This is a genomic window from Micromonospora zamorensis, assembly GCF_900090275.1.
In the GTDB taxonomy this organism is placed as follows: domain Bacteria; phylum Actinomycetota; class Actinomycetes; order Mycobacteriales; family Micromonosporaceae; genus Micromonospora; species Micromonospora zamorensis.
The window spans coordinates 6,167,383-6,192,738 of sequence record NZ_LT607755.1; the positions used below are offsets into that span (position 1 = coordinate 6,167,383).

A 25,356-nucleotide genomic window follows, 5' to 3' on the forward strand; every position below is an offset into this window, starting at 1 on the left:
GGCGGATAACGTCGGCGCATGACTGTTGAGCACCCCGCGCTCGCACTGCGTGGCCTGGCCAAGCGGTTCGACGGCACGATCGCGGTGGCCGGCGTCGACCTGGACGTCCCCGCCGGCTCCTTCTACGGCCTTCTCGGCCCGAACGGCGCCGGGAAGACGACGACCCTGTCGATGGCGGTCGGGCTGTTACGCCCGGACGCCGGCTCGGCCCGGGTGCTCGGGCAGGACGTCTGGCAGGACCCGGTGGCCGCCAAGCGGCTGCTCGGCGTGATGCCCGACGGTGTGCGCCTGTTCGACCGGCTGACCGGGGCGGAGCTGCTGGCGTACAACGGTTTGTTGCGGGGGATGGACCCGGCGGTGGTCGACCAGCGGGCCGCGGAGCTGCTGGACGTGCTGGCGCTCGGCGACGCCGGTCGGACGCTGGTGGTGGACTACTCGGCGGGCATGAAGAAGAAGATCGGCTTGGCCTGCGCGCTGCTGCACGGCCCTCGGGTGCTGGTGTTGGACGAGCCGTTCGAGGCGGTCGACCCGGTCTCCGCCGCGCTGATCCGGGACATCCTCACCAGGTACGCGGCCGGCGGCGGCACCGTGGTCTTCTCCAGTCACGTGATGGAGGTCGTCGAGCGGCTCTGCTCGCACGTGGCGATCCTGGCCAGCGGCACCATCAAGCGGGTCGGGACGATCGGCGAGGTCCGTGGTGACCGCTCGCTGGAGCAGGTCTTCGTCGAGGTGGTCGGCGGGCGCACCGCGACGGGCGAGGAGCTGTCGTGGCTGTCCCGGTGAGCACGGACGCCGCGCCCGTACGCACGGTCTCCGCCCGGCACTTCGTACGGCTCAAGCTGCGGGTGATGGGCAACAACTTCCGTGGCCAGGGCTGGCGGATCGCGATGTTCATCGGTGGCGTGTTCCTCGGCCTCTGGTTCGCCGCCAGCGGCTTCTTCCTCTTTGCCCTGCCCGGCCTGACGGGCGATGGGCAGTACGCGGTGCTGGTCGCGGCGGCCGGCGGTGGGCTGCTGGTGCTTGGTTGGCTGCTCCTGCCGCTGGTGTTCTTCGGTGTGGACGAGACACTGGACCCGGCCCGGTTCGCGCTACTGCCGCTGCCCCGCCGCACTCTGGTGACCGGCCTGTTCGCGGCGGCTCTGGTGAGCGTGCCGGTGCTGGCGGTGCTGATCGCGTCGTTCGGGCTGGTGCTCACCGCCTGGTCGTTGGGCGGTTGGTCGGCGGGGCTGGTGGCGGTGGTCGGTGTGATCGCCGGGCTTCTGCTCTGCGTGGCCGCCAGCCGGGCGGTGACGAGCGCCTTCGCGACCATGTTGCGGTCCCGTCGGGTCCGCGACCTGGCGGCCGTGCTGCTGGCGGTGACCGCCGCGCTGCTCGGTCCGTTGCAGGTGTTCGGTCTCGCCGCGCTGCGGGAGGCCGACTGGACCCGGTTGACCGGCGTGGCGACGGTGATCGGTTGGACCCCTTTCGGCGCGCCGTGGACCGCCGGCATCGACGTCGCCCAGGGGCGGGTGTGGGCGGCCCCGGTCAAGTTGCTGATCACGGTGGTGGCGCTCGGTGCCCTGCTGGCCTGGTGGTCGCGGTCGCTGGAGTCGGCGATGGTGGGTGCGGCGAGCGCCGGTAAGGCTCCGGCGCAACGCGGTGTCACCGGCGGCGCGATCGCCCAGCTCTTCCCCAAGGTCGCCGGCTGGGCCCGTCGGGACCGGTTCGGCGCACTGGTCGCCCGGGAGGCCCGTTACTGGTGGCGGGACGCCCGCCGCCGGGCCAACCTGATCACGATCGCGGTGGTCGGCATCTTCGTGCCCGTGATGATCAACCTGGGTGGCGCGGGTTTCGTGGCCGGGGACGGGCCCGATTCGACGACGAGTGCCGCCAACAGCTCACCGGTCCTGGTCACCATCTCCATGCTCTTCGTGGGTGTGGTCGCCGCGGTCACCCTGGCCAACCAGTTCGGCTTCGACGGCAGCGCGTACGCCGTGAACGTGGTGGCCGGGGTGCCCGGTCGGGTCGAGCTGGGCGCGCGGATGACGGCCTTCTCGCTGTACGTCCTGCCGATGCTGGCGTTCGTCGCGGTGGTGCTGTCGATCGTGCTCGGCCGGCCAGGTTGGATCGGGCTCACCATCGGCGGCCTGGTCGCCACCTACGGTGCCGGGCTGGCGGTGAACAGCCTGATCTCGGTGCTCGGGGCGTACTCACTGCCGGAGACGAGCAACCCGTTCGCCATGAACAGCGGCGCGGGTATGGCGAAGGGGCTGCTCACCCTGCTGGCCATGCTCGCCTCGGCGGTCGCGGCGGTGCCGATGGTGGTGGCCGCCGCGCTGCTCGGTGACGCGTGGCTCTGGCTGGCCCTGCCGGTGGGTGCGGCCTACGGGCTGGGGGCGGCGCTGCTGGGCGCGTACCTGGCCGGTGACGTCCTGGACCGACGCCAACCGGAACTGCTGGCCACGGTCACCCCACGCCGCTAGCCGGTCTGCCGGCTGGGGGCCAGGGCAGCGTCGGCGACGAAGCCACGCCAAGCGGCCGGAGCGAAGGTGAGGGTCGGGCCCGAGCGGTCCTTGCTGTCCCGAACCAGCACCACGCCGGGCAGATTGTCCGCCACCTCGACGCAGGCACCACCCGTGTCGCCGGACCTGGTCGACGTCCGCCAGCGGGGTTGAGGATCGGTCATGGCGTCACCTTCAGCTTCCGGATCAGATCCAGCGAGGCGCTTGTGGAGAGTGCTTCGCCGAGCAGGCTATCCCATTTCCGACCAATCAGACGCACGACGTCCGGGTCGTCGATGACGTGTCCACGAGCAACGTCTTCGACATAGGTGACCCGTTCACCGTCGGGCAGTTCAGCGAGCAGAAACCCGCCCGTCAACCCGACGTGGGCTCCGGCGTCAAGCGGCACGACGTGCAGTCTGACGCTGGGCATGACGGCGAGTTCCATCAGCCGACCAAGCTGAGCGTCCAGTACCGCCGGTCCACCGATCGGGCGGCGTAGAGCCGTCTCGTCCAGGACGAAGACGCATTGCGGCGACTCTGCCCGCTGCCACAACTGCTGTCGATCCATCCGAACCGTGACCAGCTCGTCCACCACCCTGGTCGGATTCAGGCCACCGGCGGAAATGACCGCGCGGGCATAGTCCTCGGTTTGCAGGAGTCCCGGAATCAGGCACGGCTCGAATTCGCAGAGCCGGATCGCCTGCTCCTCATGGTTGCGCCACGGCACGAACCACGTCGGCAGCCGCTGCCGATCAGCGGCCCGCAACAGTTCGGCGAGGAGGCCGCCGGTGGCGAGGGCCTCGTCGGCGGCGACCGCGAATTCCATTGTCGGCCGACGCCGCCCGGTCTCGATGGCGGCCACCGTGGACGGACTCCACTTGGTCAGCGAAGCCAGAGCCTCCTGGGAAACCTCGGCACCGGCTCGGGCGGCCTTCAACGCCCGTACCCAAATCTCGACGTTCATCCTTACCTCTCCGGTAAGTACGTGACCCCGCTGCGTAGTAAGCCCTGGCATCCTCCCCTCTCCGCGCCCCTCAGTCCAGGGTGGATGACACGCGGCCCGGCCGGTGGAGGCGATGTCCCGGCGTCCGGTCCTGCGTTCGGGCCGCCCTGGTCATCCCCCCGATCGGGGCGGCCCTCGTCGACCGGGAGGAGATCAGCCATGTTCGGGTTCATCCGTGGCAGGAACGGGGCACGGTGGTCGTACCGGAAGCGTCGTGCCACCGGCGCGGCCGCCCGCGCCAAGTGCTCGTGGCCAAGATCCGCGCAACATCAGGGTTGTTGGTGCCTCCCGCGTGTCGGAGGCACCAACAACCGGGAAGTTGCTCGGATCTTGGAGCGTGACGTGGAGCGTCACCGGTGAGCCGCCCGCACCTGCCGATGCGGCCGCTGTGGCGGTGTCGGGGCTGCGGCGTGCTCTGGCCGTGCCAGCCGGCGCGGCTGGCGCTGCTCGCCGAGTACCGGCACGACCGCGTCGGGCTGCTGGTCTACCTGGGCTCGGCGATGGCGGAGGCGGGCGATCAACTCGCCCGCCTCAATGGGCGCCCCGCCGACCTGCACGAGCGCTTCCTTGGTTGGGCGAGGGCCCGGGGCGGCACAATGTTTCACGTGAATCATGAGCCGGGCGCCGAGATCCATTCCACCGACCCGTTCGCGGTGCCGAGCGGGCAGCGATCGCCGGTACGTCGACTGCGCGGCCGGCTCGCCGCGCCGGTGACCCTCTGGACGGCCCCCGGCCCGGCCGGGCTCACGGTGTCGTCCACCCTGGTCGCCGAGGGGGAGCCGGACCGGCTGGTCGGGCTGATCGACGCGGAGTCCGACTTCTGGGCGGCAGCCGAGGAGGCGGGCCGGTTCGCTGTCACGCCGCTCGGCCCGCCGCACCGGCAGCTCGCCGACCGGTTCGCCGGCCTGTTCCCCTCTCCGGGTGGGCTCTTCGCCGCGGGCACGTGGATCGAGACGCCCTACGGGCCGGTGCCGGCGGACGCGGGCGGTTGGGCCGCCTGCCGGCTGGACACCGCCCGGGAGTACGGCTGGGGCCTGCTGGTGGAGGCCACCATCGAGGCTGTCGACCTGGCCGAGGAGGCCGCTCCGCTGCTGCACTATCGCGGTCGGTACCACGAGCTGCCGAGCTGAACGGACGGCCCCCGAGGACCGACCGGTCACCGGGGTGATCTGGGTCACTCGGCGCAGCCAGGCAACCGCTCGGCGCACTCGACGACCGACGTCGATCTCGGCCTTCCCCGTCGGGGAGCGCGCTCTTTACGGTGCGCGAAACTCCCTCTGACGCCTGTGAAGGTGGTGATCCACAGATGTCCACGGACACACCCGCTCCGGCTGCTTCCCAGTCGGACAAGTACCTGGCCGTACAACGGTCGGACGAGTTCGCCGGGCTGCGGCGTGCGCTGCGCGGCTTCGTCTTCCCGATGACCGTCGCGTTCTTCCTGTGGTATGCGCTCTACGTCATTCTCTCCGCGTACGCCCGGGACTTCATGGGCACGAAGCTGTTCGGCAGCAACATCAACGTCGCGCTGGTCTTCGGCCTGCTCCAGTTCGTCTCCACGTTCCTGATCGCCTGGCTCTACTCCCGGTATGCGGACCGGAAGATCGACCCCATCGCCGACCGGATCCGCGCCGAGATCGGGGAGGTGACCCGTGAAGACGGTTCACGCGGTTGAGACGTTCCTCGCGGCTGAGGCGGGCAATCACACCGCCCGCAACCTGACCATCACGCTGTTCCTGGTCTTCGTGGCGGTGACCCTGGCCATCACGATCTGGGCCAGCCGGCAGACGAAGACGGCAACCGACTTCTACGCGGGCGGCCGGTCCTTCTCCGGCTTCCAGAACGGCATGGCGATCGGCGGCGACTACATGTCGGCCGCGTCGTTCCTCGGCATCGCCGGCATCATCGCGCTCTACGGCTACGACGGCTTCCTCTACTCGATCGGCTTCCTGGTCGCCTGGCTGGTGGCCCTCCTGCTGGTCGCGGAGCTGCTGCGCAACTCGGGCCGGTACACGATGGCCGACGTGCTGGCCTTCCGGATGCGCCAGCGTCCGGTGCGTACGGCGGCGGCGGTCTCCACCATCACGGTGTCGATCTTCTATCTGCTCGCGCAGATGGTGGGCGCCGGCGCGCTGGTCGCGCTGCTGCTCGGCATCAAGCCGGGCACGACCTTCCTCGGCATGGACGCCTCCACCGCGAAGATCGCCACCATCATCATGGTCGGCGCTCTGATGATCATCTACGTCACCGTGGGTGGCATGAAGGGCACCACCTACGTGCAGATCGTCAAGGCGTTCCTGCTCATGGGCGGCGCGCTGCTGATGACGATCCTGGTGCTGGCGAAGTTCAACTTCAACCTGTCGGCGCTCCTGGGCCAGGCCGCCGAGGCGTCCGGCAAGGGCAGCGCGTTCCTCGAACCCGGGTTGCGGTACGGGGTCGAGGTCGCCGGCAACTCGACGCAGACCTTCTACAACAAGGTGGACCTGCTGTCGCTGGGTATCGCCCTGGTGCTCGGCACCGCCGGTCTGCCGCACATCCTGATCCGCTTCTACACGGTGCCGACCGCGAAGGCGGCCCGTAAGAGCGTGCTCTGGGCGATCGGCATCATCGGCACCTTCTACCTGCTCACCCTGGCCCTCGGCTTCGGTGCGGCGGCATTGGTGGGCAGCGCGGCGATCACCGCGCAGGACAAGGCCGGCAACACCGCGGCGCCCCAGCTGGCCGAAGCGCTCGGAATCGACTTCTTCGGCGGCGAACTGGGTGGTGCGGCGCTGCTGGCGATCATCGCGGCGGTCGCCTTCGCCACCATCCTGGCGGTGGTCGCCGGGTTGACGTTGGCCTCGTCGTCCAGCCTGGCGCACGACTTCTACGCCAACGTCATCAAGCGGGGTGACACGTCGGAGCGGCAGGAGGTACGCGTCGCCCGGATCTCCGCCCTGGTGATCGGCGCGGTGTCGATCGCCCTGTCGATCTACGCACAGAACCTCAACGTGGCGTTCCTGGTGGCGCTGGCCTTCGCGGTCGCCGCCTCGGGCAACCTGCCGGCGATCCTCTACAGCCTCTTCTGGCGGCGGTTCAACACCTCCGGCGCGGTGTGGGCGATCTACGGCGGTCTGATCTCGGCCGTGCTGCTGGTGTTCTTCTCGCCGGTGGTCTCCGGCGCGGCGACGTCGATGTTCCCGGACCACGACTGGCAGTGGTTCCCGCTGTCCAACCCGGGCATCCTCTCCATCCCGTTCGGTTTCCTGTGCGGGTGGATCGGCACCGTCATCTCCAAGGAGCACGACGAGGACAAGTACGCGGAGCTGGAGGTGCGGGCCCTCACGGGCTCCGGCGCCCACTGATCCGAGCGCTCGTCGCGAGAGGCCCCCTGTGCTCAACAGGGGGTCTCTTCGTGCAAATGGGGGTCGGTAGGCTGACCGGCATGAAGGTTGCTGAGCGCTTCGGTTCCGGTCACCGCGTTCTCGTCACCGGCGGTGCCGGTTTCGTCCCGTCGCACCTGGTGGATTCCCTGATCGCCCGGGGCTGCACGGTGGTGGCGCTGGACAACTTCGTGACCGGCTCCAAGGAGAACGTCGCCCACCTGCTGGACCGGCCCACCTTCACGCTCGTCGAGGCGGACCTCTCCGACGGCCTGCCGACCGACCACCCGGCGCTGGCCGAGCGGTTCGACGCGATCCTGCACATGGCCTCGCCGGCCAGCCCCACCGACTTCGCGCAACTGCCGGTGGAGATCCTCCGGGTCGGCTCGGTGGGCACCCTGCACCTGCTGGAGCGCGCGGTCGCCGACGGCGCCCGGTTCCTGATGGCCTCCACCTCCGAGGCGTACGGGGACCCGAAGGAGCACCCGCAGCGCGAGACCTACTGGGGCAACGTCAACCCGATCGGGGTCCGCAGCGTCTACGACGAGGCCAAGCGCTTCTCCGAGGCCGCGACGATGGCGTACCACCGCTACCGCGGGCTCGACGGGGCGATCGTCCGGATCTTCAACACGTACGGCCCGCGGATGCGCCCGGACGACGGCCGCGCCATCCCCACGTTCATCTCCCAGGCGCTGCGCGGCGAGCCGATCACCGTGCACGGCACCGGCAACCAGACCCGTTCGATCTGCTTCGTCGAGGACCTGGTGCGGGGCATCCTGCTGCTGCTCGACTCGACCGAGACCGGCCCGGTCAACTGCGGCACCGAGCACGAGCTGACCATGCGGCAACTCGCCGAGTTGATCGTGTCGCTCTCCGACAGCAGCTCCGAGGTGACCTTCGTCACCCGCAGCTCGGACGACCCGGAGATGCGCCGCCCCGATCTCACGCTCGCCCGTGAACTGCTCGGATACGAGCCGACGGTCGCGCCCGAAGTTGGCCTGCGGCGCACGATTGAGCACTTCCGGGCACGGCTAGGGTAACCAGTTCACCGCGTACCGCCTGCCGCTGAGTGTCGCCTGAAGGCGGCGGTGGCTCCCGCTACGTACCCTGAGTTACATGTCCGCGACTTCGTCTGCCGGCGTCCCGCATCCGTACCTGCACCGCAGCGCCGGGCGCGCGTCGGTGCCCGGCCCCGATCGGGGCGCCTCCGGGCGTGCCCGTCCGACCGAGGCACGCTTCTACCCGTCGTACGACGAGGAGGAGCCCAGGCCCGGCGGCCCGGCGGGGCCACGCGGGCCCGGCGGCCCGGGTGGTGCCGGCGGGTCCGGGCGGCGTGGCCCGCGACCGCGCTGGGGTCGGATCGCCCTGGTGGCCGGGGTCGCGGTGCTGGTGCTGGCGTTGCTCGGCAGCGTGGGGGCCTGGCTCTACGCCCGCAACCTCAACAACGACCTGGCCCGCACCGACCCGTTCGCGGAGATCACCGGTGGCCGGCCGGTCAAGACCGTCGACGGCGCGCTGAACATCCTGCTGGTCGGCAGCGACTCACGGGACCCGGACGCACCTGTCGACACCAGGAGTGAGTGGCGCGCCGACACGGTCATCGTGATGCACATCCCGGCCGACCACCAGGAGGCCTACCTGGTCTCCATTCCGCGTGACCTCTACGTGCCGATCCCGGAGAGCGCCGGCGCGGACTGCGACTCCGGTGAGCGCGCGAAGATCAACGCGGCGTTCGCGTTCGGCGGGCTGCCGCTGGCGGTACGCACCGTGGAGTGCTTCACCGACGTGCGGATCGACCATGTGATGGCGATCGACTTCGGCGGGTTCAAGGAGGTCACCGACGCCCTCGGCGGGGTGGACCTGAAGGTGGAGCGGACGGTCACCTCGATCCACAAGCCGTACCGGACGTTCACCAAGGGCACCAACCACATGGACGGCGCGGAGGCTCTGGACTGGATCCGGCAGCGTAAGCAGTTCCCGGATGGGGACTTCGCCCGGATGCGGCACCAGCAAGAGTTCCTTCGGGCGCTGATGGACAAGGCGGCGAGCAGCGGCACGCTGGCGAACCCGAAGAAGCTCAACGATTTCCTCCAGTCGGTGACCGCGGCCGTAACCGTTGACCAGGGTTTCTCGGTTACAGACATGGCGCTGCAGTTCCGCAACCTGCGCGGCCAGAACCTCACCTTTGTGACCAGCCCGAACTCGGGCAGCGAGACGAGAAACGGCGAGTCGGTGGTCGTCTCGGACCGGGAGAAGGCGCTTGCCATGTACAAGGCCATGTCGGCGGACACCATGGCGGACTGGGTCAAGGCCAACCCGCCGAAGGGCAACGCCGGCGGCTGACCGAGGCGGGCACCCCGCTGCCGACGGCCCGACGGCGAACCCGCCGTTCGGGTCATCGAGTGGCGACGATCGACTGAATCCGGGAAGATCGACATCCGATTGATCCGAGATGAACTCGCCAACTCGTTTTCATGTCCGTACAGTGGTGCCGCCCCCTCCTGATCACGAGCTGGAGCACGAATGCCGGTTCAGGCCAGTCGTCGCCCTTCCTCCTCCGGGTCTGCCGCGCCCAGCGGCCGGATCTCTGCGGCCATACCAGTGCAGTCACGCCCCTCGGGCGGCGGACCGGGCGGTCGTCCGCCCGGCGGCGGCGACGGCGGCAGTTCGGGTGGCGGCGGCGCGGGTGGCGGTGGGTCGGCGAAGAAGCGGACCAAGCGCAAGGACCCCCTCTGGGCCCGGCTGACAGTGGTGTTCGGGGCGGTGCTGATGCTCAGCAGCGGGGCGGCCATCGTCGGCAGCAAGGTGGTGATCGGGCAGGCGACCGGCGGCATCGCCCAGCGCAACCTGCTGGGGGAGGCCGGCAAGTCCGACGCCGAGGGCGGGGCGAGCCTGGAGGGGCCGATCGACATGCTGCTGCTGGGCGTGGACGCCCGGGAGCGCTGGGCCGCCGACGACGTCCGCTCGGACAGCATCATCATCCTGCACATCCCGGCCACGCACGACCAGGCGTACCTGATCTCCATCCCCCGGGACACCGAGGCGCAGATCCCGGCGTTCCCGAAGAGCGGCTTCACCGGCGGCACCGACAAGATCAACGCCGCGTTCCAGGCGGGTGCCCGCAACGGTGGTGGCTGGGAGGGTGGAGCGCAGCTGATGGCGCAGACGATCAAGCGCCTCACCGGGATCAGCTTCGACGGCGCGGCGATCATCAACTTCGGTGGCTTCAAGAACGTCATCGACACCCTGGGCACGGTGCGCATCTGCGTCAGCCAGGAAGTCAAGTCGCTGCACATGTCGTACGTCGACGGCAAGCCGATGTGGAACGCCGACGCCAAGAAGACCGGCAAGCCGCGCACCCCGGTGGTGCACAAGAAGGGCTGCCAGGAGATGGAGGGCTGGGCTGCACTGGACTACTCCCGGCAGCGCAAGACCCTCCGCAACGGCGACTACGACCGCCAGCAGAACCAGCAGCAGCTGATCAAGGCAATGGCCAAGAAGGCCACCGACCGCGGGATGCTGACCAACCCGGCCAAGATCAAGCAGTTGATCAAGGCGGCCGGCGAGGCGTCCGTGCTGGACACCGGCGGCGTGCCGATCGAGGACTTCATCTTCACCATGCGCGGGGTCACCGGCAACGAGCTGACCATGCTCAAGACCAACAACGGCACCTTCCACGCCAACGGCAACAACACCGAGGGTCTGAACGAGGAGACCAAGGAGATGTTCCGGGCGGTCAAGCAGGACAAGCTCGCCGAGTTCGTCTTCACCCACCCCGAGGTGATCTCCAACCGCAAGTGACGGCCGGGAGTCGCGAAAACCCAGCGACGGCATCGTCACCGCCCGTAGCCTGACGTGAACAGGTTTCACGTATCGGCTGCGGGGAGGCGGTCACGTCCAGGTGGGGACGGAACGCGGCGGGCCGGGCCAGAGCGGCCCCGTCGGCCCGAGCACGCGCCCGCGGGTCGCGGATCATGCTCGGCGTCGGCCTGGTCCTCGTCCTGCTGGCCGGGCTCGCCGTGGCCGGGATCAGGACGCTGAGCAACCGGTACGAGCGAACGGTGACCAAGGAGCAGTTGCTCGACGCCGACTCCCGCACCGACCGCACCGACCTGGACGGGCCGCTCAACTACCTCCTGGTCGGCTCCGACCGCCGCCCCGGAGGCAGCGGGCCGGACCAACGCTCGGACACCATCCTCATCGTGCACGTACCCGCCGGCCAGCGGGAGGCGTACCTCGTCTCCATTCCCCGTGACCTGCTGGTCGCCATCCCTGCCGGGAACGGCTTCGGCGGCGGCCAGGACAAGATCAATGCGGCGTACGAGCACGGCGGCGGCGGGCAGGCCGGCGCCCAACTGCTCTCCGCCACGCTGACCCGACTCACCGGCATCCGGTTCGACGGTGCCGCACTGATCGACTTCTCCGGCTTCCGCAAGGTCATCGACCTGCTCGGCGGGGTGCAGATGTGCGTGGACACCGAGGTCCGCTCGATCCACACCAACCGGGTCTTTCCCGTCGGCTGTCAGCAGATGGACGGGGCACAGGCACTGGACTACGTCCGGCAGCGCTACGACCTGCCCGGCGGCGACTACGACCGGCAGCACCACCAGCAACAGTTGCTTCGGGCGATGCTGGACAGCGCCGGCAGGGCGGACCTCCGCAGCAACCCGATCAAGCTCGACCAGGTGCTCCGGGCGGTCGGCGGGTCGTTGACCGTCGACACCAACGGCGTACCCCTGGAGGACCTGCTCCTCGCGCTGCGCGCGCTGCCGCCCGACGGAATGCGCGGCGTCCAGGTGCCCTCGTCACCGCAGACCATCGACGAGGTCTCGTACGTGGTGCTGGACAACGGGGGCAACGGGCTGTTCGAGGCGGTTCGTGGCACCCGGGTGCCGGCCTGGGCGCAGGTCAACCCCCGCTGGGTGACCCGGTTGTGACGGTGTCGACGGCCGGGTCGGTGCCGAACCGGCCGACAAGGATCTAGTGTTGCTTCCTGTGTTCGGACCCCAGGTTCCCACCGTGCCCGTGACCGAGATCGCCGACGAGACCTACCTGCTGGATGTGCGGGAGGACGACGAGTGGGCGGCCGGCCACGCCCCCACCGCTCACCACCTGCCGATGATGGAGTTGCCGGCACGGCTGGCCGAGGTGCCCACCGACCGGGAGGTGGCGGTCGTCTGCCGTTCCGGCGGGCGCTCCGCCCAGGTCGTCGCCTACCTGATCAACAACGGCTGGGAGCAGGTGCGTAACGCCGACGGCGGGATGCGCCAGTGGGCTGCCGTCGGCCGACCGGTGGTCGACGCGAACGGGCAGCCCGGCCAGGTCATCTGAGGCGGACGGGATGGGCGGGCCACTGGTCTTCGCGCACCGCGGCGCCTCGTACGACCTTCCCGAGCACACCCTCGCCGCGTACCTTCGCGCTCTCGACGAGGGCGCCGACGGCCTGGAGTGCGACGTCCGGCTGACCCGGGACGGGCACCTGGTCTGCGTACACGACCGTCGACTCGACCGCACCAGCAACGGTCGCGGTCTGGTCAGCGCGCGTACGCTCGCCGAGCTGGACGCACTGGACTTCGGCTCGTGGCATCCGGGCAGCGCACCGGGCGGCGACCTGCCGCCGGACGACTCGCACACCCGGCTGCTCACCCTGGCCCGACTGCTGGACGCGGTGCTCGACGCCGGCCGGCCGGTCCGGCTGCTGGTCGAGACGAAGCACCCGTCCCGCTACGGCTCGAACGTGGAACGCCGACTGGTCAGCCTGCTGCGCCGCTACGGGCTGGCCGACCCGGCGCCGGACGACCCCGTGCAGGTCACCGTGATGTCGTTCTCCCCGCTGGCGGTCCGCCGGGTGCGCGAACTCGCCCCGACGCTGCCCACCGTGCTGTTGCTGGAGGTGTTGCCGCCCTGGCTGCGGTTGGGCCGGCTGCCGTTCGGCTCCCGCATCGCCGGGCCGGGCATCGGCCTGGTCCGGGGCCGTCCGCAGCTGCTGCCCGCGCTCCAAGCGGCCGGCAACGAGGTGTACGTCTGGACGGTCAACGAGCCCACCGACCTGGAACTGGTGCTGTCCGCCGGGGTGGACGGGATCATCACCGACCGGCCGGCGTACGCCCTCGCGCGGCTGGGCCGCTGACGGGCGGGGGTGCCCAAATCCGGGTCGACGGGGCAGACTCGCCCCCATGCCGGAGCGTATTGACTTCCCCGCTCTCCTCGCCGGCCACACCGTCGTGATCGAGATGATCAATTCTGGGGACGCCGGCCTGCCGGTCCTCACCCAGCTCCTCCGGGTGGCCCAGCCGGCACTCGGCGCGACCGGTATGGCGTTCGTCGAGTTCGGTCCGACCGGTGGTCGCGTGATCTCCGCGACCGGCGCGGCGGAATGGGCCCTCGGTCGTCCGCTGGCCGCCGACGACCCGGACACCGTCTGTCTGCTCGCCGGCCCACGGGTACGCCAGGTACGGGTGGACCACCTCAACGGCAAGCTGGCCGGCGAGCTGGGCGGCAGCGACCTGCACTGGATGGTGGTCTCCCGGGCGGAGATCGGCGGCCACATCGTCGGGAGCATGCACGCGCTCTACTCGGACGACGACGAGCCGGGCCCGGACCAGCAGGCGGTGATCGGCTACCTCGCCTCCTGCGTCGCGCACATGTACGGCGACCAGAGCGGCCTGCCGGTGCACGGCGACGGCCCGGTGGTGGCGGCACTCGCCGACGGGCTGGCCGTCGTCGACCGGGACGGGCACGTCCGACTCTGGAACCCGGCCGCCGCCCAGGTCACCGGGCGGTCGGTCGAGCAGGCGCTGAGCACGCCGTTGCCGTTCCCGCTGCCCCCCTCCGGCCAGGTCCGGGACCACCGGATGCCGGACGGCCGCTGGCTGCGGATCACCTCCGGCGAGCTGCCCGGCCCGGGCACGTTGCGGGTGGTCACCTTCCGCGACATCACCGACCAGCAGCGCCGCGACCACGACCGGGAACTGTTCGTCGCGGTGACCAGCCACGAGCTGCGCACCCCGGTCACCGTCATCAAGGGGTACGCGGACACCCTCACCGACCACTGGGAGTCGCTCACCGAGGTGGACCGGCGGCAGGCTGCCCGGGTGATCGGGCAGCGTGCCAACGAGTTGGCCCGGTTGGTCGACCGTCTCCTCTCCTCGGCCGCCGAGACCGGGCCGGGGGACGACCCCGCGACCCCCTTCGACCTCGGCGAGGCGCTGCGCTCCGCCGTCGGGGACCTGCCGGCGGACCTGCGTCGCCGGCTGGTGCTGCTCCTCCCGACCGACCTGCCCAAGGCGCTCGGCCACCGGCCCAGCCTGGCCACGGTGTTGACCGAGCTGACGACCAACGCCGGCAAGTACTCGGCACCGGACTCCCCGATCGAGATCACCGCCTCCGTGGACGGTCAACTGGTGGCGTTCCGGGTCAGCGACCGGGGCATCGGCATCCGACCGGAGCACGTGGAGCGGGCCTTCGACCGGTTCTGGCAGGGCGAGTCCGGCGACCGGCGCGGCTATCCGGGGGCAGGGCTCGGCCTCTATCTCGTCCGCCGGATCGTTGAACAACAGAATGGATGGGTATCCCTACGTCCGAGGACCGGCGGCGGTACGGTCGCAGAGGTGCGGCTACCACGCGGTTGACCGAGGTGGCGCGACGTGGAGGCGACGGTGGCAGCGGCAACGAGAGAGCGGGCGTGGTGCGTGGTGGTTCCCCACCACCCGGTCGGGGCACGGCTGGCCCGGCACCGGCTCGCCGGCGAGTTGGCGGACGTCGTACCCCCGACGCTTCTCGCGGATCTGATCGCGGTGCTGGCGGAGCTGGTGGGTAACGCCGTGCGGCACGCCCGGCCGCTGCCCGGCGGAGTCATCCGGGTGGCCTGGCACCTACGCCCCTCGGCCGAGGGCGCTCTGATCCAGTTGCGGGTCACCGACGGCGGTGCGAGCACCGGGCCGCGGATCCGGACAGCCAGCCTCGACGCGGCGGACGGGCGAGGGCTGCACATCGTGGCCGGTCTGGCCACGCGTTGGGGAGTCGAGCGCGACGGCATGGGCCAGCGCGTCTGGGCCGAGTTCGACCCGGTGCCGGCACCCCGACCCGACCTGGTGCCGGCACGCTGACCGTCCTTGATCCTGACCTCGTCGGTGCGACCGGTGCTCGACAGGCTCGGGATGGGTGGGTCCCGCCCACGGAAAGCCGGTCGGGGCTCTAGGCTGTGACGCCGTGAGCAAGCGTCGAAAGAGCCAGCGCACCGCAGCCGACACCGCCCCCCGCCGGGAGAAGGTGCGGGACATCTTCGTGCCGCGTCCGTTCGACGGGCTGGTCGACGAACCCGAGTGGATCGCCCTGCGCGAGTTGGTGCCGGCCGCCTCCGCGCCGCTGCGACTGGCACCCGCCCTGGTCGAGGAGTTCGGCGACCGGTCGGCGACGCTCGCCACGGTGCTGCCGATGGCCGCCCCGGCGATCAGCAAGCCGGACGGTCGGGTGCTCATCGGCCTCCAGCGCCACCAGCAGTCCGGTGACGTCTCCCGGGACCTGGCCGAGGCGCTGCTCTGCGCACTGCGGACCGAGCCGGGTGGCCAGGTGGCCGTGCCGCCGCTGCCCGGCCCCGGCCCACGCCTCCAGGACATCCTCGCGGACGGTCCACTGGACATCACGATGCACGAGGGTTTCGAGTTCTGGCTCGACCCCGGGGCCGGCGATGATCCGACCGTCCAGGCGTCTCTGGAGCGGGCCAACGCGGCCATCTACCCGACCGTGCGGTTGACCGCCGCGAAGGCCGCGTACTGGTGTCAGGTCCCGGAGAAGGCACACGTGCGCTGGGTGTTGCCCGAGGACGAGGACGCCGCCCTGGACGCGCTGGCCCGCCTCGGCGCGGCCGGTTCGCTGACGCTCGGCGAGCAGACCAAGTTCGCCGGCATGTTCCGCGCGCACGGCCGTCTGGTGCCGGTCTGGGACCTTCCGGAGGAGACTCCGGCCGCCGACTGGGAGGACCCGGTGGCGCAGTTCGCGAAGCGGTACGCGGAGGCGCTCGCCGCAACCGACCCGCTGGACGCCGCCGGCCGACGCGCCCGTCAGGGGCTGCTCGGCCGCCAGCTCACCCTCCGCTGAGCCCGGCCCGGCCCGTTCCGGCCGGCAACGGCTCGCGGGTGATCGGGCAGGACATACAGCGCGGCCCTCCCCGGCCGGACCCCAGCTCGGAGCCGGCGATCGGGATCACCTCGATGCCGGCTCGCTCCAACTGTGCGTTCGTCTCGGTGTTGCGCTCGTAGCCCACGCAGAGCCGGGGCGCCAGCGCGAGGGTGTTGTTGCCGTCGTCCCACTGCTCGCGTTCCGCGGTGACCGGGTCCAGCCCGGTGTCGATGACCCGGAGCAGGTCGAGGTCCATCGCGTCGGCGGCGGCCCGCAGGAACGGCGCCGGCCCGTCCACCCGCGGGTCCTCACCGTCCGCGCCGGCGATGACGGTGTACGCCGACAGCGTGCTCGCGATGTTGGGGTACATCAGCACGGCGTCCACGTCGACCATCGTGCAGACGGTGTCGAGGTGCATGGTGGCGCGCTTCTGGGCGATCGGCACCACCAGGATGGTGTGGGCCAGGCCGGCGGCGAAGACCTGCCGACCGAGGCGTTCGGCACCGGCCGGTGTGGTCCGTTCGCCCACCCCGACCGCCAGCACCCCGGGCGCGAGCAGCAGCACGTCCCCACCCTCGAGGTGTTCGAGGTTGGGGCGGTAGACGAACTCGGTGCCGGCGAAGCGCGGGTGGTGCCGGTAGATGGCGTCGGTCAGCGTGGTCTCGCGGCGGCGGGCGGGCATGGCCAGGCTGGTGACGCCGACCCGGTCGCCGATCCAGAGCGACGAGTCTCGGGTGAACAGCAGGTTGGGCAGCGGGTCGATGACGAAGTCGTGCCGATCCATCAGGGTGTAGACCAGCCCGCCGGGCCGCTCCGAGCTGATCCGCAGTTCCTCGTGGGCCAGCCCGGCGGTCAGCACGTCGGCCAGTGCCGCCGGGTCCAGGTAGGAGAGGTGGTCGGCGACGCGGGCCCGCAGGGTGTCGCCGAGCCGTCGGGAGCGCAGCACCTGTTCGGTGAGCTCGGCGCGGGCGTCCGCGACGGCAAGCGTCTCGGCCAGCAGGGTGGCCAGGTAGAGCACCTCCACCCCGCGCTCGCGCAGGGCGGCGGCGAACGCGTCGTGCTCCTCCTGGGCCCGCCCGACCCAGGGGATCGCGTCGAACAGGAGCGAGTCGTTGTTGCGTGGGGTGAGCCGGGCCAGTTCGGGGCCGGGCCGGTGCAGCAGTACGGTGCCGAGCCGCCCGACTTCACTGTCGACGTAGTGGGTCACTCCCGCAGCGTAGGGCAGGGTTTGGCGGCATCCGAGAAAAGAACTGTGGATGAATATGGCATTCATCCACAGTCATTCCGGCGCTCCGGCTTGCCGAACCCCGGTAGTGGCAACGTAGGGTAGTGGGGACATAACTTCGAGGGACCTTTTGCCGGAGGTCGACGACGATGACTGTCTTTCCCGCACGACGAGCCGTACCGTCCGCTCGGGCACTGCCGCCCGTCGCGGTGCCACACCCCCGTGCCGAGTCGACGGGGGTTCTCGAACCAGTCCGTCCGACACCGCTCGAATGGGCCCGCCGCCGTCGGGCCGAGCGAGGGGCGCGCCGCCTGGAGGCGGCCGGGGCGCGGGCGCTGGGCCAACTCGATCACCTCGGGCCCGCCTGGCACGTGATCGAGTGGCCGCGCACCGACGTGACAGACATCCTCGACCGCGGTCAGGACGAGCGCGCCGGGTTCCTCGCCATCGGGCCGAGCGGCCTCTTCGCCGTGACCATCGCCGACCACGGCCGGGCCAGAGTGCTCGTCGCCGGGGACGTCGTGCAGATCAACGGCAAGCGACCGCCGTACGTGGCCGAGTCCCGCCGGGACGCCAAGCGGGCCAGCAAGGCCCTCTCCGACGCGGTGGGGCTGCCCGTCCCGGTGACGCCGGTGCTGACCTTCGTCGGCTCCGGCGTTATCAGTGTCTACGGCCTTCCGAAGGACTGTCTGATGGCCACCCACCGCGAGCTGGATCGGCTTCTCGTGGCCGGTGGCAGTCGGATCAGCCCTGCCACGGCCGAGAAGCTGTCCCGGGTCGCACAGCACCCTGGCACCTGGCTGAACGGCACGTACCGTCCAGCTGCCGACTACCGGTGGTATGACGAGGGCCGAACGGCCGCTGACAAGCCGGCCAGTCGCCGGTAACGTCACCGGCGACGCCACGCGGCTCCGGTCCCCCGTCCACCTCACCGGCTTCCCGCGCCGTCACCGGCCGCCTCGGTTCAGGCTGTGCGGCCAGGGTGACCAGGTGCGCTCGGTGATTCGTCGGCGACCCGCTAGCGTGGACAGTCGATCGGTGCACATAGGAGGCGCGGTGGCCCACGTCGAACTTTCGCTCTCGGAAGCGTTCGTGCCGGCGGCGCGGGCCTCGACAGAGCCGGAGTCCGACAATGTCGGCCAATGGTCCTCGACAGTGTCCCGGGCCGACGAGCCGTGCCTGCTGATCGACGCCGACACGAGGGTGGTGGCGATCTCCACGGCCGGCTGCGAGCTGCTCTGTCTGGGCGAGCCGGGCGCTCTGATCGGGCGACCGCTGCTCGACGGAGGGCTGCGCCTGCTCGATTTCACCGCCAACCGGGGCGAGCTGACCGAGGCCGAGGCCGACAAGATCCCGCCCCTGCTGGCGCTCTCCTCCGGCCGACTCGCTCGTGGGCTGCTCCGGGTGCAGGCCGCCTCGGCCGACAACTCCGACGCGACCGTCGACGCGATCTCCACTCCGGTGCTCACCGACGGCACCGTCGCCGGTTCGCTCACCTTCTTCTCCGAGGTCTGACCTGCGGCGGAGTGTGTTGTTCACCGCACGCGGCGTTGCTGGGATGAGCCCGCGCGCAGGCCGTAGGGTGCCCTCATGCTTGATATCGCGCTGCTGCCGGGGGACTACGCCGTGTGCCGCCTGGCCGCCGGCACCACCCTGCCGTACGCGTTGTCCAGCGGGCTTCGCAACACCGACGTGGTCACGGTGAGCTGGACCTCCGACGGGATCTCCGTGATCTGCCCGACCGACCGGGCTCCGGCACAGGCCGTGGTGGAAACCGTGTGGCGCTGTCTGCGGGTCACCGCCCCGGTGGGGATGGCCGCCATCGGCAGCCTGGCCGCGCTGGTCGACCCGCTGGCCGAGGCACGGGTCAGCGTGGTCACGTTCTCCACCTTCGACACCGACTATCTGCTGGTGCCGGCCGTCCGGCTGACCGAGGGCACTGCCGCGCTACAGCGCGCCGGGCACCGCGTCACCGGCTGAGCTTCACCCCCACCGGCCGCTCACCCTACGATGGGCTCGGCCACCCCGGCCGCGACGAATTCTCCGATGTCCCGAGGATCGGCCCGTGCCGTTCACCCCACCCCGCCCCGCGTCTCCCCCATCGCGGGCGACGATCCACATCTCACCGGCGACTCGTGGCCGGTCGACCGGTCGCGTCCCCGTGCGGACCATCGCCCGGGTCCTGCCGGCCGCATTCGCGATGTTCGTCGTCACGGTGCTGGCCGGCTGTGGCGCCCCACCCGAGCTGAGTGAGCCGACCGCCCTGCCCACCCACACCGCGGCACCGACGCCACCTGGCGCGAGCACCGCTCCCGCCACCCCGCAGGTGACCGCACCGCCGCCCGTCGCGGTCACGCCCACCGCCGACGCCGGTCTGGTCGCGACCGCCTGCCGCAACGGGCCGACCGGGCAGCGGGTGGTGCAGCTGTTGCGCGGGCGGGCGGGAGTCCTCCCGGCCAGCGTCCGGGTCCAGGTCCGCACCGGCCCACTCTGCGCCGCCGACTGGCAGTTCACCGTGCTGGAGGTGACCGGCCACGAGGAGCTCCAGGTGGTAACCCGGGGCCAGGCGGCCGCACCGACGCTGGTCACGGCCGGCACGGACGTCTGCACCATCGAGGTACGCGCCACCGGCCCCGCCGGGATCCGTGCCCTCGCCTGTGAGGCCGGTCCGGCCGCCGGCCCGGGTGCGTAGGCTGATCGGCATGCCGGGAACACCGCCGACACGTTTCGTCTACCTCGGGCCGGAGGGCACCTTCGCCGAGCAGGCCCTGCGTTCCGTCCCCGCCGCCGAGCGCGGCACCCGTACGCCCGCCCGCAGCGTCGGTGAGGCACTGGACAGCGTCCGTGACTCCGACGCCGATGCCGCGCTGGTGCCGCTGGAAAACTCGATCGGCGGCGCGGTCGGCGTCACGCTGGACGAGATGGCCGAGGGCGAGCCGCTGGTGATCACCCGGGAGGTGATCCTGCCGGTGGAGTTCGTGCTCGGCGCCCGACCCGGCACGTCACTGACCTCGATCCGGACGGTGGCGGCCCACCCGCAGGCGTCCATCCAGTGCCGGGGCTGGCTGCGCGACCACCTGCCCGACACCGTCGTGGTCGACGTGCTGTCCAACGGCGCGGCTGCCGCCGGTGCCGGTGCCGGCGAGTACGACGCGGCGATCTGCGCACCGATCGGGGCGACCCGGCACCGGCTCGCGATACTCGCCGACAAGATCGCGGATCATCCCGACGCGGTGACCCGGTTCGTGCTGGTGTCCCGCCCGGGGCCGCCCCCGCCGCCGACCGGCGACGACCTCACCTCGCTCGCGGTCTACATCGCCCACGACCGTGTCGGCGCGCTGCTGTCGGTGCTGATGGAGCTGGCCGTCCGCGGAGTCAACCTGACCCGCATCGAGTCCCGCCCGACCGGGGAGGCGCTGGGCCGGTACGTCTTCTTCCTGGACTGCGCCGGTCACGTGGCCGACGTACGCCTGGGCGAGGCGTTGCAGGGGCTCCGCCGGGTCTGCGCCGACGTCCGGTTCCTGGGCTCGTATCCCCGGCACCGGTGGGCCGAGTCGGCGGGCGAGCGGCCGGTGCCCGCACCGGCCGGCCTCTCCGACGTCGACTACGCCGACGCGGCGGCCTGGCTGGCCCGACTGCGCACCGGCGAGCTGACCTGACCGGGCGGGACGCTCCCAAAACTCGGGAGCGCCCGCACCGCTGCGTCAGCTCAGCAGACCGCCGAGCAGACCGCCCTCCTGCTGCTGCTGGCCACTGCCCAGGACCGGCGGCTCCTCGGACGGCTGCACCACCACGAAGCCCTGGCCGGCGAAGCTCATCGTGAACGACTCACCGGTGCGTCGGCCCAGCAGCGTGCCGAGGCCCATCTGCTCGGCCCGGTGGTAGCCGGTCTGGAGGTTTGCCGACCAGCAGACCGCAGCCTGCGGGTCGACGTACGTCGGGGCGTCCACGTTGAGCACGACCGGCGTGCCCTTGGTGGTGATGGCGATCCGGCCGTAGCCGCTGAACACACAGTTGAACAGGCCGGACGACGAGGCCATCCCGGCGCCGCCGACCATCCTGATGTCGTACTGCAGGGTCGAGTCGAAGGCGAGCACGCTGGAGCCATTGATGGAGAGGGCGTCGCCCGGCTCCAGGTCGATGATGTGCACGTCCTTGGCCAGCTCGGCGAGGAAGACGTCACCCTGGCCGGAGACCTTCATCAGCGGGACGCCCTCGCCGGTGAGCTTCTGCTTGAGGAACTTGCCGAGCCCACCCGAGCCCAACGCCTGGAACTGCACATTTCCCTGGTAGGCGACCATCGACCCGACCCGGGCCATCGCCTCACCGTTGAGCTCGATCTTCAACATCTTGGAGTTTTGCAGCCGCATGCCGGGCTGTGCGGACTCCTTTTCCAGATTCTCCGAGGAGAACAGCTCGCTGCGCATGAAAGGGTGCCTCCTGACAGGGTTGCGGTCGCTGCACCGAAGGTAGGCGACCCGGGCAACCACGTGCCAGCGGCCGCGCGGCGAGGGCCGGCTGCCGCTGACCGGTGGCGCTCAGCCCCAGCCCAGCGCGTGCAGCCGCTCGTCGTCGATGCCGAAGTGGTGGGCGATCTCGTGCACCACGGTCACCGCCACCTCGTCGATGACGTCGTCGTCGTTGTCGCAGATCCGCAGGATCGGGTGTCGGTAGATGAAGATCCGGTCCGGCAGGACGCCGGAGTAGTCCCAGCCGCGGCTGGTGAGGGCGTGACCCTCGTAGAGACCGAGCAGGTCGGCCTCGCCCGGCGGCGGGTCGTCCTCGACGAGGATCACCACGTTGCTCATCAGGCCGAGCAGTTCCTCGGGCACCTCGTCGAGGGCATCGCCGACGAGTTCCTCGAAGCGCTCGCGGGTCATCTCCACCGGCACCTCACCCATTCTGCCCGATGCGGGGTGCGCCCGGCCCGGTCAGTTGGAGCACCGCAGGGATCCGCGGGGCCACGGAGAGAGTGATTCCCGAGGTGGGCGAGGACTCTCTCCGTGGTCGAGCGGTTCGTGGGTCGACCGGCTCAGGAAGCCAGGCGGGCGTTGAGGGTGATCTCGGCGCCGGGCGAGAGCAGGCGGGAGATCGGGCAGTTGGCCTTGGCGGCCTCGGCGAGCTTCTGGAACTCCGCGTCGTCGATGCCCGGGACCTGGCCGACGGTCTCCAGGTCGATCCGGGTCACGGTCATCCCGGCGTCGGTCTTGTCCAGGTGGACCTTGGCGGTGGTCTCGACCGAGGTGGCCGTCGAGCCCGCGTCGGCGAGGGCCTTCGAGAACGCCATCGAGAAGCAGCCGGCGTGCGCGGCGGCGATCAGCTCCTCGGGGTTGGTGCCCTCGCCCTCCTCGAAGCGCGACTTGAACGAGTAGTTGCCCGACAGGCCGCCCTTACCGGTGCGGACGGTGCCGGCGCCCTCGGTGAGATTGCCCTGCCATTGTGCTGAAGCGGTACGGATAGGCATGGGGAGAACGCTAGCGGAAAGGTGACCGCCGAGCGACCGACCGGGGCGGACGCCCGCCCTGCGATCCCCGTCACGCACAGCTGGCTGTGCCATGATGCGACCCAGGTCCGTGACCGGACGGAAGGATGACCGATGTCCGAGGAGCTTCCCATCCCACGGCAGGGCGACCGCTCCGACGGTCTGGCCGTGATCGAGTGGGGTGCCGACGACGACCCGGCCCCGCGCCGCCGGTTCGGTTGGTCCCTGGCCGGGCTCACCCAGGACCCCAGGGTGCCCCTGCTGCTCGCCGGTCTGGGCGCGGTGGCCGGGGTCGCCTCGATGGTCGGTGAGTGGCTGGTGATGAGCCTGCCGAACGGCGGGCCCGAGGGGGACGCCACGATCGAGGTGCCCGCCGGGGTGTCCGAGGTCGGCGGCTTCGGAATCGGCTATCTGGTGGGGCTTCTCGCACTGGTCTGCACCGTGGTGTTGGCGCTTCGCGGCACCGCGTCCGTGCGGTCGAATGCCCGGCTGACCGGCCTCACGCTGGCCGGTGCCCTGCTGGCGTTGCTGGTCGCCGCCACGGCCACCCTCAACGATTCCGGTCAGCGCACCTTTTTCTACTCGGCACAGGACGGCTTCAAGGCCGAGTACGGTCGGGGCCTGATCATGGCCTTCGCCGCCTGTGTGCTGCTCGGTGCTGCCCTGCGGCTGGCCCCGGCCGGGACGCCGGAGGACGACCAGCCCGGGGACGCGCCGGCGGCCCGTGCCTGGCGCCGTCGCCGGGACCGCGACCCGGTGCAGGAGGACGGCCTGCCCGCACCGGCCGACCTCACGGTCACCCCCGCCGCGCCTTTCGCGCGCCCCGACACCCCGTCCTGAGCTGCGCGGATCCCGGCAACGACTGTCCTCGCCGCGCCGCGTTCGACGGACACCGGAGGGGTGCCGCCCGTTGGCGTCCGATTCGCCTGGAAGCCATGGATGCGACCCGTTCCGCGAGGTACGGTTGCTGCCCGCCGTTACGCCGGGCCTCGGCTTTTCCGACCGCACGGCAGGCTGCGACGGCGGCGGGCGAAGGAGGAACCATGACCCGCCCGGGACTACCCAAGCTGATCGCAACCGACCTCGACGGGACACTGGTCCGCGGCGACGAGACCGTCTCCGCGTACACCCATGGGGTGCTCGACCGGGTGCGGGCCGCCGGAATTCCGGTGGTCGGCGCGACCGGTCGCGGCCCCCGGCTGACCGAACTGACCCGTAACGACATCCGCGCCGCCGACTTCCTGGTGATGGCCGGCGGCGGACGGGTGGTCGACCAGAGTGACCCCTCCGGCCCGCTGGTGCTGCGCGACGAGCGGCTGCCCGCCGAGGTGCTGGCCCGGCTGCTCGCCGACCTGGAAGCCGCTGTCGGCCCGCTGACCGTGATGGTCGAGGCGTCCGACGAGCATGACGCGCCGCTCTGGGGTGACTACCACGAGAGCTGGCCCTACCAGGACCGGTTCGAGGCGCGGACCCGCGCGGAGTGCCTCTCCTGCGATGTGATCAAGGCGTTCGCCCGGACCGCCGACCACCACGTGGACGAGCTGCTGGCGGTGGCCCGCCGGATCGTCTCACCGCAGGTCGCCACGCTCACCCAGGCCGGGCTCGGCTTCATCGAGATCTGCCCGCCCGGCGTGGACAAGGCGAGTGGGCTGACCGTGGTGGCGCAGACCCTCGGGGTCGACCCGGCCGACGTGCTGGTCTTCGGTGACATGCCCAACGACCTGCCGATGTTCGAGTGGGCAGGCTGGGCGCGGGTGGCGGTGGCCAACGCGCACCCGGACGTCCGGGCCGCCGCCGACGAGGTGACCCTGCGCAACGACGACGACGGAGTGGCGGTGTACCTCGACCGGCTACTGTCCCGGTGATGCAAGAGACACCCCGCCTGATCGCCACCGACATCGACGGCACGCTGATCCGCGACGACCACACCGTCAGCCCACGCACCGCCGACGTGCTCGCGCGGATCTCCGCGCAGGGCACGCCGGTCGTCCTGGTCACCGGCCGTCCGGTCCGCTGGCTAAAGATGGTGTACGACCAACTGGCCGAGCCTCTGCCGGCCGTCTGCGCCAACGGGGCCGTGGTCTACGACCCGTTCTCCGACGAGGTGCTGCGGGCTGACCCGCTGGCGCCGCAGCACCTGGCCGAGGTGGCCCGGAGGCTGCGCGCCGAGGTGCCCGGCATCAGCTTCGCAGTCGAGATCCTCAACAGCCGGGAGATGCGACACGAGGCGCACTACCCGCTGCGCTGGGACGCCGACGCCGCCGGCATCCGACCGGTCGAGACGCCCGAGGAACTACTCTCGGCCCCGGCGGTGAAGCTGCTGGCCCGGGCCGGCGAGCAGGACCCGGACGCGTTCGCCGAGCTGATCGCGGCAGCGGTGGTGGGGCTGGCGGAGGCCACGCACTCGTCGTCGTCCGGCCTGGTGGAGATCTCCGCCGCTGGGGTGACCAAGGCTGCCGGCCTGGACTGGTACTGCGATCGACTCGGGGTGAGCGCCGCCGACGTGCTGGCCTTCGGCGACATGCCCAACGACGTGCCGATGCTCACCTGGGCGGGGCGGGGCGTGGCGGTCGCCAACGCGCACCGCGCCGTCCTGGCGGTCGCCGACGACGTGACGACGGCGAACACCGAGGACGGCGTGGCGGCGTACCTGGAGAAGGTCTTCGGTCTGGACTGAGCGGGCC

Annotated in this window: 28 protein-coding genes; 22 read left to right on the top strand and 6 right to left on the bottom strand. The window is 71.0% G+C overall.

Going from position 1 to position 25,356, the window contains the following annotated elements; all coding sequences use genetic code 11:
- Positions 1 to 18: 18 nt before the first annotated feature.
- A complete protein-coding gene (locus tag GA0070619_RS27565) occupies positions 19 to 783 on the top strand; it encodes an ABC transporter ATP-binding protein (RefSeq protein ID WP_088950716.1) in 765 nt (254 codons plus the stop codon).
- Positions 768 to 2,462: an ABC transporter permease gene (locus GA0070619_RS27570; protein WP_088950717.1), complete on the top strand. Its 1,695-nt coding sequence runs from the start codon at positions 768 to 770 to the stop codon at positions 2,460 to 2,462. The genes GA0070619_RS27565 and GA0070619_RS27570 overlap by 16 nt, the downstream gene beginning before the upstream one ends.
- On the opposite strand, the gene GA0070619_RS27575 is transcribed toward GA0070619_RS27570, so the two are convergent.
- Together GA0070619_RS27575 and GA0070619_RS27580 are read right to left on the bottom strand one after the other, a co-directional pair.
- Positions 2,459 to 2,665 carry a DUF397 domain-containing protein gene (locus tag GA0070619_RS27575; RefSeq protein WP_088950718.1) on the bottom strand — a complete coding sequence of 69 codons (207 nt, stop codon included), beginning with the start codon at positions 2,663 to 2,665 and terminating at the stop codon, positions 2,459 to 2,461. The genes GA0070619_RS27570 and GA0070619_RS27575 overlap by 4 nt on opposite strands.
- Positions 2,662 to 3,447, bottom strand: a complete 786-nt coding sequence (locus GA0070619_RS27580) for a helix-turn-helix domain-containing protein (protein ID WP_088950719.1) — start codon at positions 3,445 to 3,447, stop codon at positions 2,662 to 2,664. Before GA0070619_RS27580 ends, GA0070619_RS27575 begins: the two co-directional genes overlap by 4 nt.
- Before the next feature lie 416 nt (positions 3,448 to 3,863).
- Between GA0070619_RS27580 and GA0070619_RS27585 the strand changes: the two genes are divergently transcribed.
- From GA0070619_RS27585 to GA0070619_RS27640, 12 genes are all read left to right on the top strand, one after another.
- Complete coding sequence (locus tag GA0070619_RS27585) at positions 3,864 to 4,616, top strand: flavin reductase family protein (RefSeq protein WP_088952093.1); 753 nt, start codon at positions 3,864 to 3,866, stop codon at positions 4,614 to 4,616.
- A gap of 176 nt (positions 4,617 to 4,792) precedes the next feature.
- Positions 4,793 to 5,158 carry a DUF485 domain-containing protein gene (locus tag GA0070619_RS27590; protein WP_088950720.1) on the top strand — a complete coding sequence of 122 codons (366 nt, stop codon included), beginning with the start codon at positions 4,793 to 4,795 and terminating at the stop codon, positions 5,156 to 5,158.
- Positions 5,136 to 6,827 (top strand): solute symporter family protein, encoded by a 1,692-nt coding sequence (locus tag GA0070619_RS27595; protein WP_088950721.1) that lies wholly within the window; start codon positions 5,136 to 5,138, stop codon positions 6,825 to 6,827. Before GA0070619_RS27590 ends, GA0070619_RS27595 begins: the two co-directional genes overlap by 23 nt.
- A gap of 80 nt (positions 6,828 to 6,907) precedes the next feature.
- The gene (locus tag GA0070619_RS27600) at positions 6,908 to 7,885 is read left to right on the top strand and encodes an NAD-dependent epimerase/dehydratase family protein (RefSeq protein WP_088950722.1); all 978 of its coding nucleotides are present in this window, start codon (positions 6,908 to 6,910) and stop codon (positions 7,883 to 7,885) included.
- A 76-nt stretch (positions 7,886 to 7,961) separates the two neighbouring features.
- A complete protein-coding gene (locus GA0070619_RS27605) occupies positions 7,962 to 9,188 on the top strand; it encodes an LCP family protein (protein WP_088950723.1) in 1,227 nt (408 codons plus the stop codon).
- A gap of 180 nt (positions 9,189 to 9,368) precedes the next feature.
- Positions 9,369 to 10,646: an LCP family protein gene (locus GA0070619_RS27610; RefSeq protein WP_088950724.1), complete on the top strand. Its 1,278-nt coding sequence runs from the start codon at positions 9,369 to 9,371 to the stop codon at positions 10,644 to 10,646.
- A 173-nt stretch (positions 10,647 to 10,819) separates the two neighbouring features.
- Positions 10,820 to 11,782: an LCP family protein gene (locus tag GA0070619_RS27615; RefSeq protein WP_088950725.1), complete on the top strand. Its 963-nt coding sequence runs from the start codon at positions 10,820 to 10,822 to the stop codon at positions 11,780 to 11,782.
- A gap of 58 nt (positions 11,783 to 11,840) precedes the next feature.
- A complete protein-coding gene (locus GA0070619_RS27620; RefSeq protein WP_030487745.1) occupies positions 11,841 to 12,176 on the top strand; it encodes a rhodanese-like domain-containing protein in 336 nt (111 codons plus the stop codon).
- A gap of 10 nt (positions 12,177 to 12,186) precedes the next feature.
- Positions 12,187 to 12,975 (top strand): glycerophosphodiester phosphodiesterase, encoded by a 789-nt coding sequence (locus GA0070619_RS27625; protein WP_088950726.1) that lies wholly within the window; start codon positions 12,187 to 12,189, stop codon positions 12,973 to 12,975.
- A 46-nt stretch (positions 12,976 to 13,021) separates the two neighbouring features.
- The gene (locus GA0070619_RS27630; RefSeq protein ID WP_088950727.1) at positions 13,022 to 14,476 is read left to right on the top strand and encodes a PAS domain-containing sensor histidine kinase; all 1,455 of its coding nucleotides are present in this window, start codon (positions 13,022 to 13,024) and stop codon (positions 14,474 to 14,476) included.
- A gap of 60 nt (positions 14,477 to 14,536) precedes the next feature.
- Positions 14,537 to 14,953, top strand: a complete 417-nt coding sequence (locus GA0070619_RS27635; protein ID WP_088950728.1) for an ATP-binding protein — start codon at positions 14,537 to 14,539, stop codon at positions 14,951 to 14,953.
- Between the two features lie 103 nt (positions 14,954 to 15,056).
- The gene (locus GA0070619_RS27640) at positions 15,057 to 15,944 is read left to right on the top strand and encodes a DUF5926 family protein (RefSeq protein WP_088950729.1); all 888 of its coding nucleotides are present in this window, start codon (positions 15,057 to 15,059) and stop codon (positions 15,942 to 15,944) included.
- Here GA0070619_RS27640 and GA0070619_RS27645 read toward each other — a convergent pair.
- Entirely contained in the window at positions 15,931 to 17,172 is a 1,242-nt protein-coding gene (locus GA0070619_RS27645) for an arginine deiminase (RefSeq protein WP_088950730.1), read from the bottom strand. The two genes, GA0070619_RS27640 and GA0070619_RS27645, sit on opposite strands and share 14 nt — an antisense overlap.
- Positions 17,173 to 17,339: 167 nt before the next feature.
- Between GA0070619_RS27645 and GA0070619_RS27650 the strand changes: the two genes are divergently transcribed.
- From GA0070619_RS27650 to pheA, 5 genes are all read left to right on the top strand, one after another.
- Positions 17,340 to 18,077 carry a hypothetical protein gene (locus GA0070619_RS27650; RefSeq protein WP_088950731.1) on the top strand — a complete coding sequence of 246 codons (738 nt, stop codon included), beginning with the start codon at positions 17,340 to 17,342 and terminating at the stop codon, positions 18,075 to 18,077.
- 169 nt (positions 18,078 to 18,246) lie between these two features.
- Positions 18,247 to 18,705 (top strand): hypothetical protein, encoded by a 459-nt coding sequence (locus tag GA0070619_RS27655; protein ID WP_088950732.1) that lies wholly within the window; start codon positions 18,247 to 18,249, stop codon positions 18,703 to 18,705.
- Between the two features lie 75 nt (positions 18,706 to 18,780).
- Positions 18,781 to 19,170 carry an ACT domain-containing protein gene (locus GA0070619_RS27660; RefSeq protein WP_088950733.1) on the top strand — a complete coding sequence of 130 codons (390 nt, stop codon included), beginning with the start codon at positions 18,781 to 18,783 and terminating at the stop codon, positions 19,168 to 19,170.
- A 220-nt stretch (positions 19,171 to 19,390) separates the two neighbouring features.
- Entirely contained in the window at positions 19,391 to 19,882 is a 492-nt protein-coding gene (locus GA0070619_RS27665) for a hypothetical protein (RefSeq protein ID WP_172862247.1), read from the top strand.
- Positions 19,883 to 19,892: 10 nt separating this feature from the next.
- Positions 19,893 to 20,849 carry a prephenate dehydratase gene (gene pheA, locus GA0070619_RS27670; RefSeq protein WP_088952094.1) on the top strand — a complete coding sequence of 319 codons (957 nt, stop codon included), beginning with the start codon at positions 19,893 to 19,895 and terminating at the stop codon, positions 20,847 to 20,849.
- A 45-nt stretch (positions 20,850 to 20,894) separates the two neighbouring features.
- Here the strand turns inward: pheA and GA0070619_RS27675 are convergent, their stop codons facing one another.
- The 3 genes from GA0070619_RS27675 to GA0070619_RS27685 all read right to left on the bottom strand — a co-directional run bounded on the left by GA0070619_RS27675 (position 20,895) and on the right by GA0070619_RS27685 (position 22,654).
- Positions 20,895 to 21,617, bottom strand: coding sequence for an AIM24 family protein (locus GA0070619_RS27675; protein WP_088950734.1), 723 nt, complete (start codon positions 21,615 to 21,617; stop codon positions 20,895 to 20,897).
- A 111-nt stretch (positions 21,618 to 21,728) separates the two neighbouring features.
- On the bottom strand, positions 21,729 to 22,076 hold the full coding sequence (locus tag GA0070619_RS27680) for a metallopeptidase family protein (RefSeq protein ID WP_172862248.1): 348 nt from the start codon (positions 22,074 to 22,076) through the stop codon (positions 21,729 to 21,731).
- A 146-nt stretch (positions 22,077 to 22,222) separates the two neighbouring features.
- Positions 22,223 to 22,654 (bottom strand): OsmC family protein, encoded by a 432-nt coding sequence (locus GA0070619_RS27685; protein ID WP_088950735.1) that lies wholly within the window; start codon positions 22,652 to 22,654, stop codon positions 22,223 to 22,225.
- A 132-nt stretch (positions 22,655 to 22,786) separates the two neighbouring features.
- Here GA0070619_RS27685 and GA0070619_RS27690 point away from each other — a divergent pair, with 132 nt between their 5' ends.
- From GA0070619_RS27690 to GA0070619_RS27700, 3 genes are all read left to right on the top strand, one after another.
- Positions 22,787 to 23,512 carry a hypothetical protein gene (locus GA0070619_RS27690; RefSeq protein ID WP_088950736.1) on the top strand — a complete coding sequence of 242 codons (726 nt, stop codon included), beginning with the start codon at positions 22,787 to 22,789 and terminating at the stop codon, positions 23,510 to 23,512.
- A gap of 203 nt (positions 23,513 to 23,715) precedes the next feature.
- Positions 23,716 to 24,537, top strand: a complete 822-nt coding sequence (locus GA0070619_RS27695; protein WP_088950737.1) for an HAD family hydrolase — start codon at positions 23,716 to 23,718, stop codon at positions 24,535 to 24,537.
- Positions 24,537 to 25,349, top strand: coding sequence for an HAD family hydrolase (locus GA0070619_RS27700; protein ID WP_088950738.1), 813 nt, complete (start codon positions 24,537 to 24,539; stop codon positions 25,347 to 25,349). The genes GA0070619_RS27695 and GA0070619_RS27700 overlap by 1 nt, the downstream gene beginning before the upstream one ends.
- Positions 25,350 to 25,356: the final 7 nt, after the last annotated feature.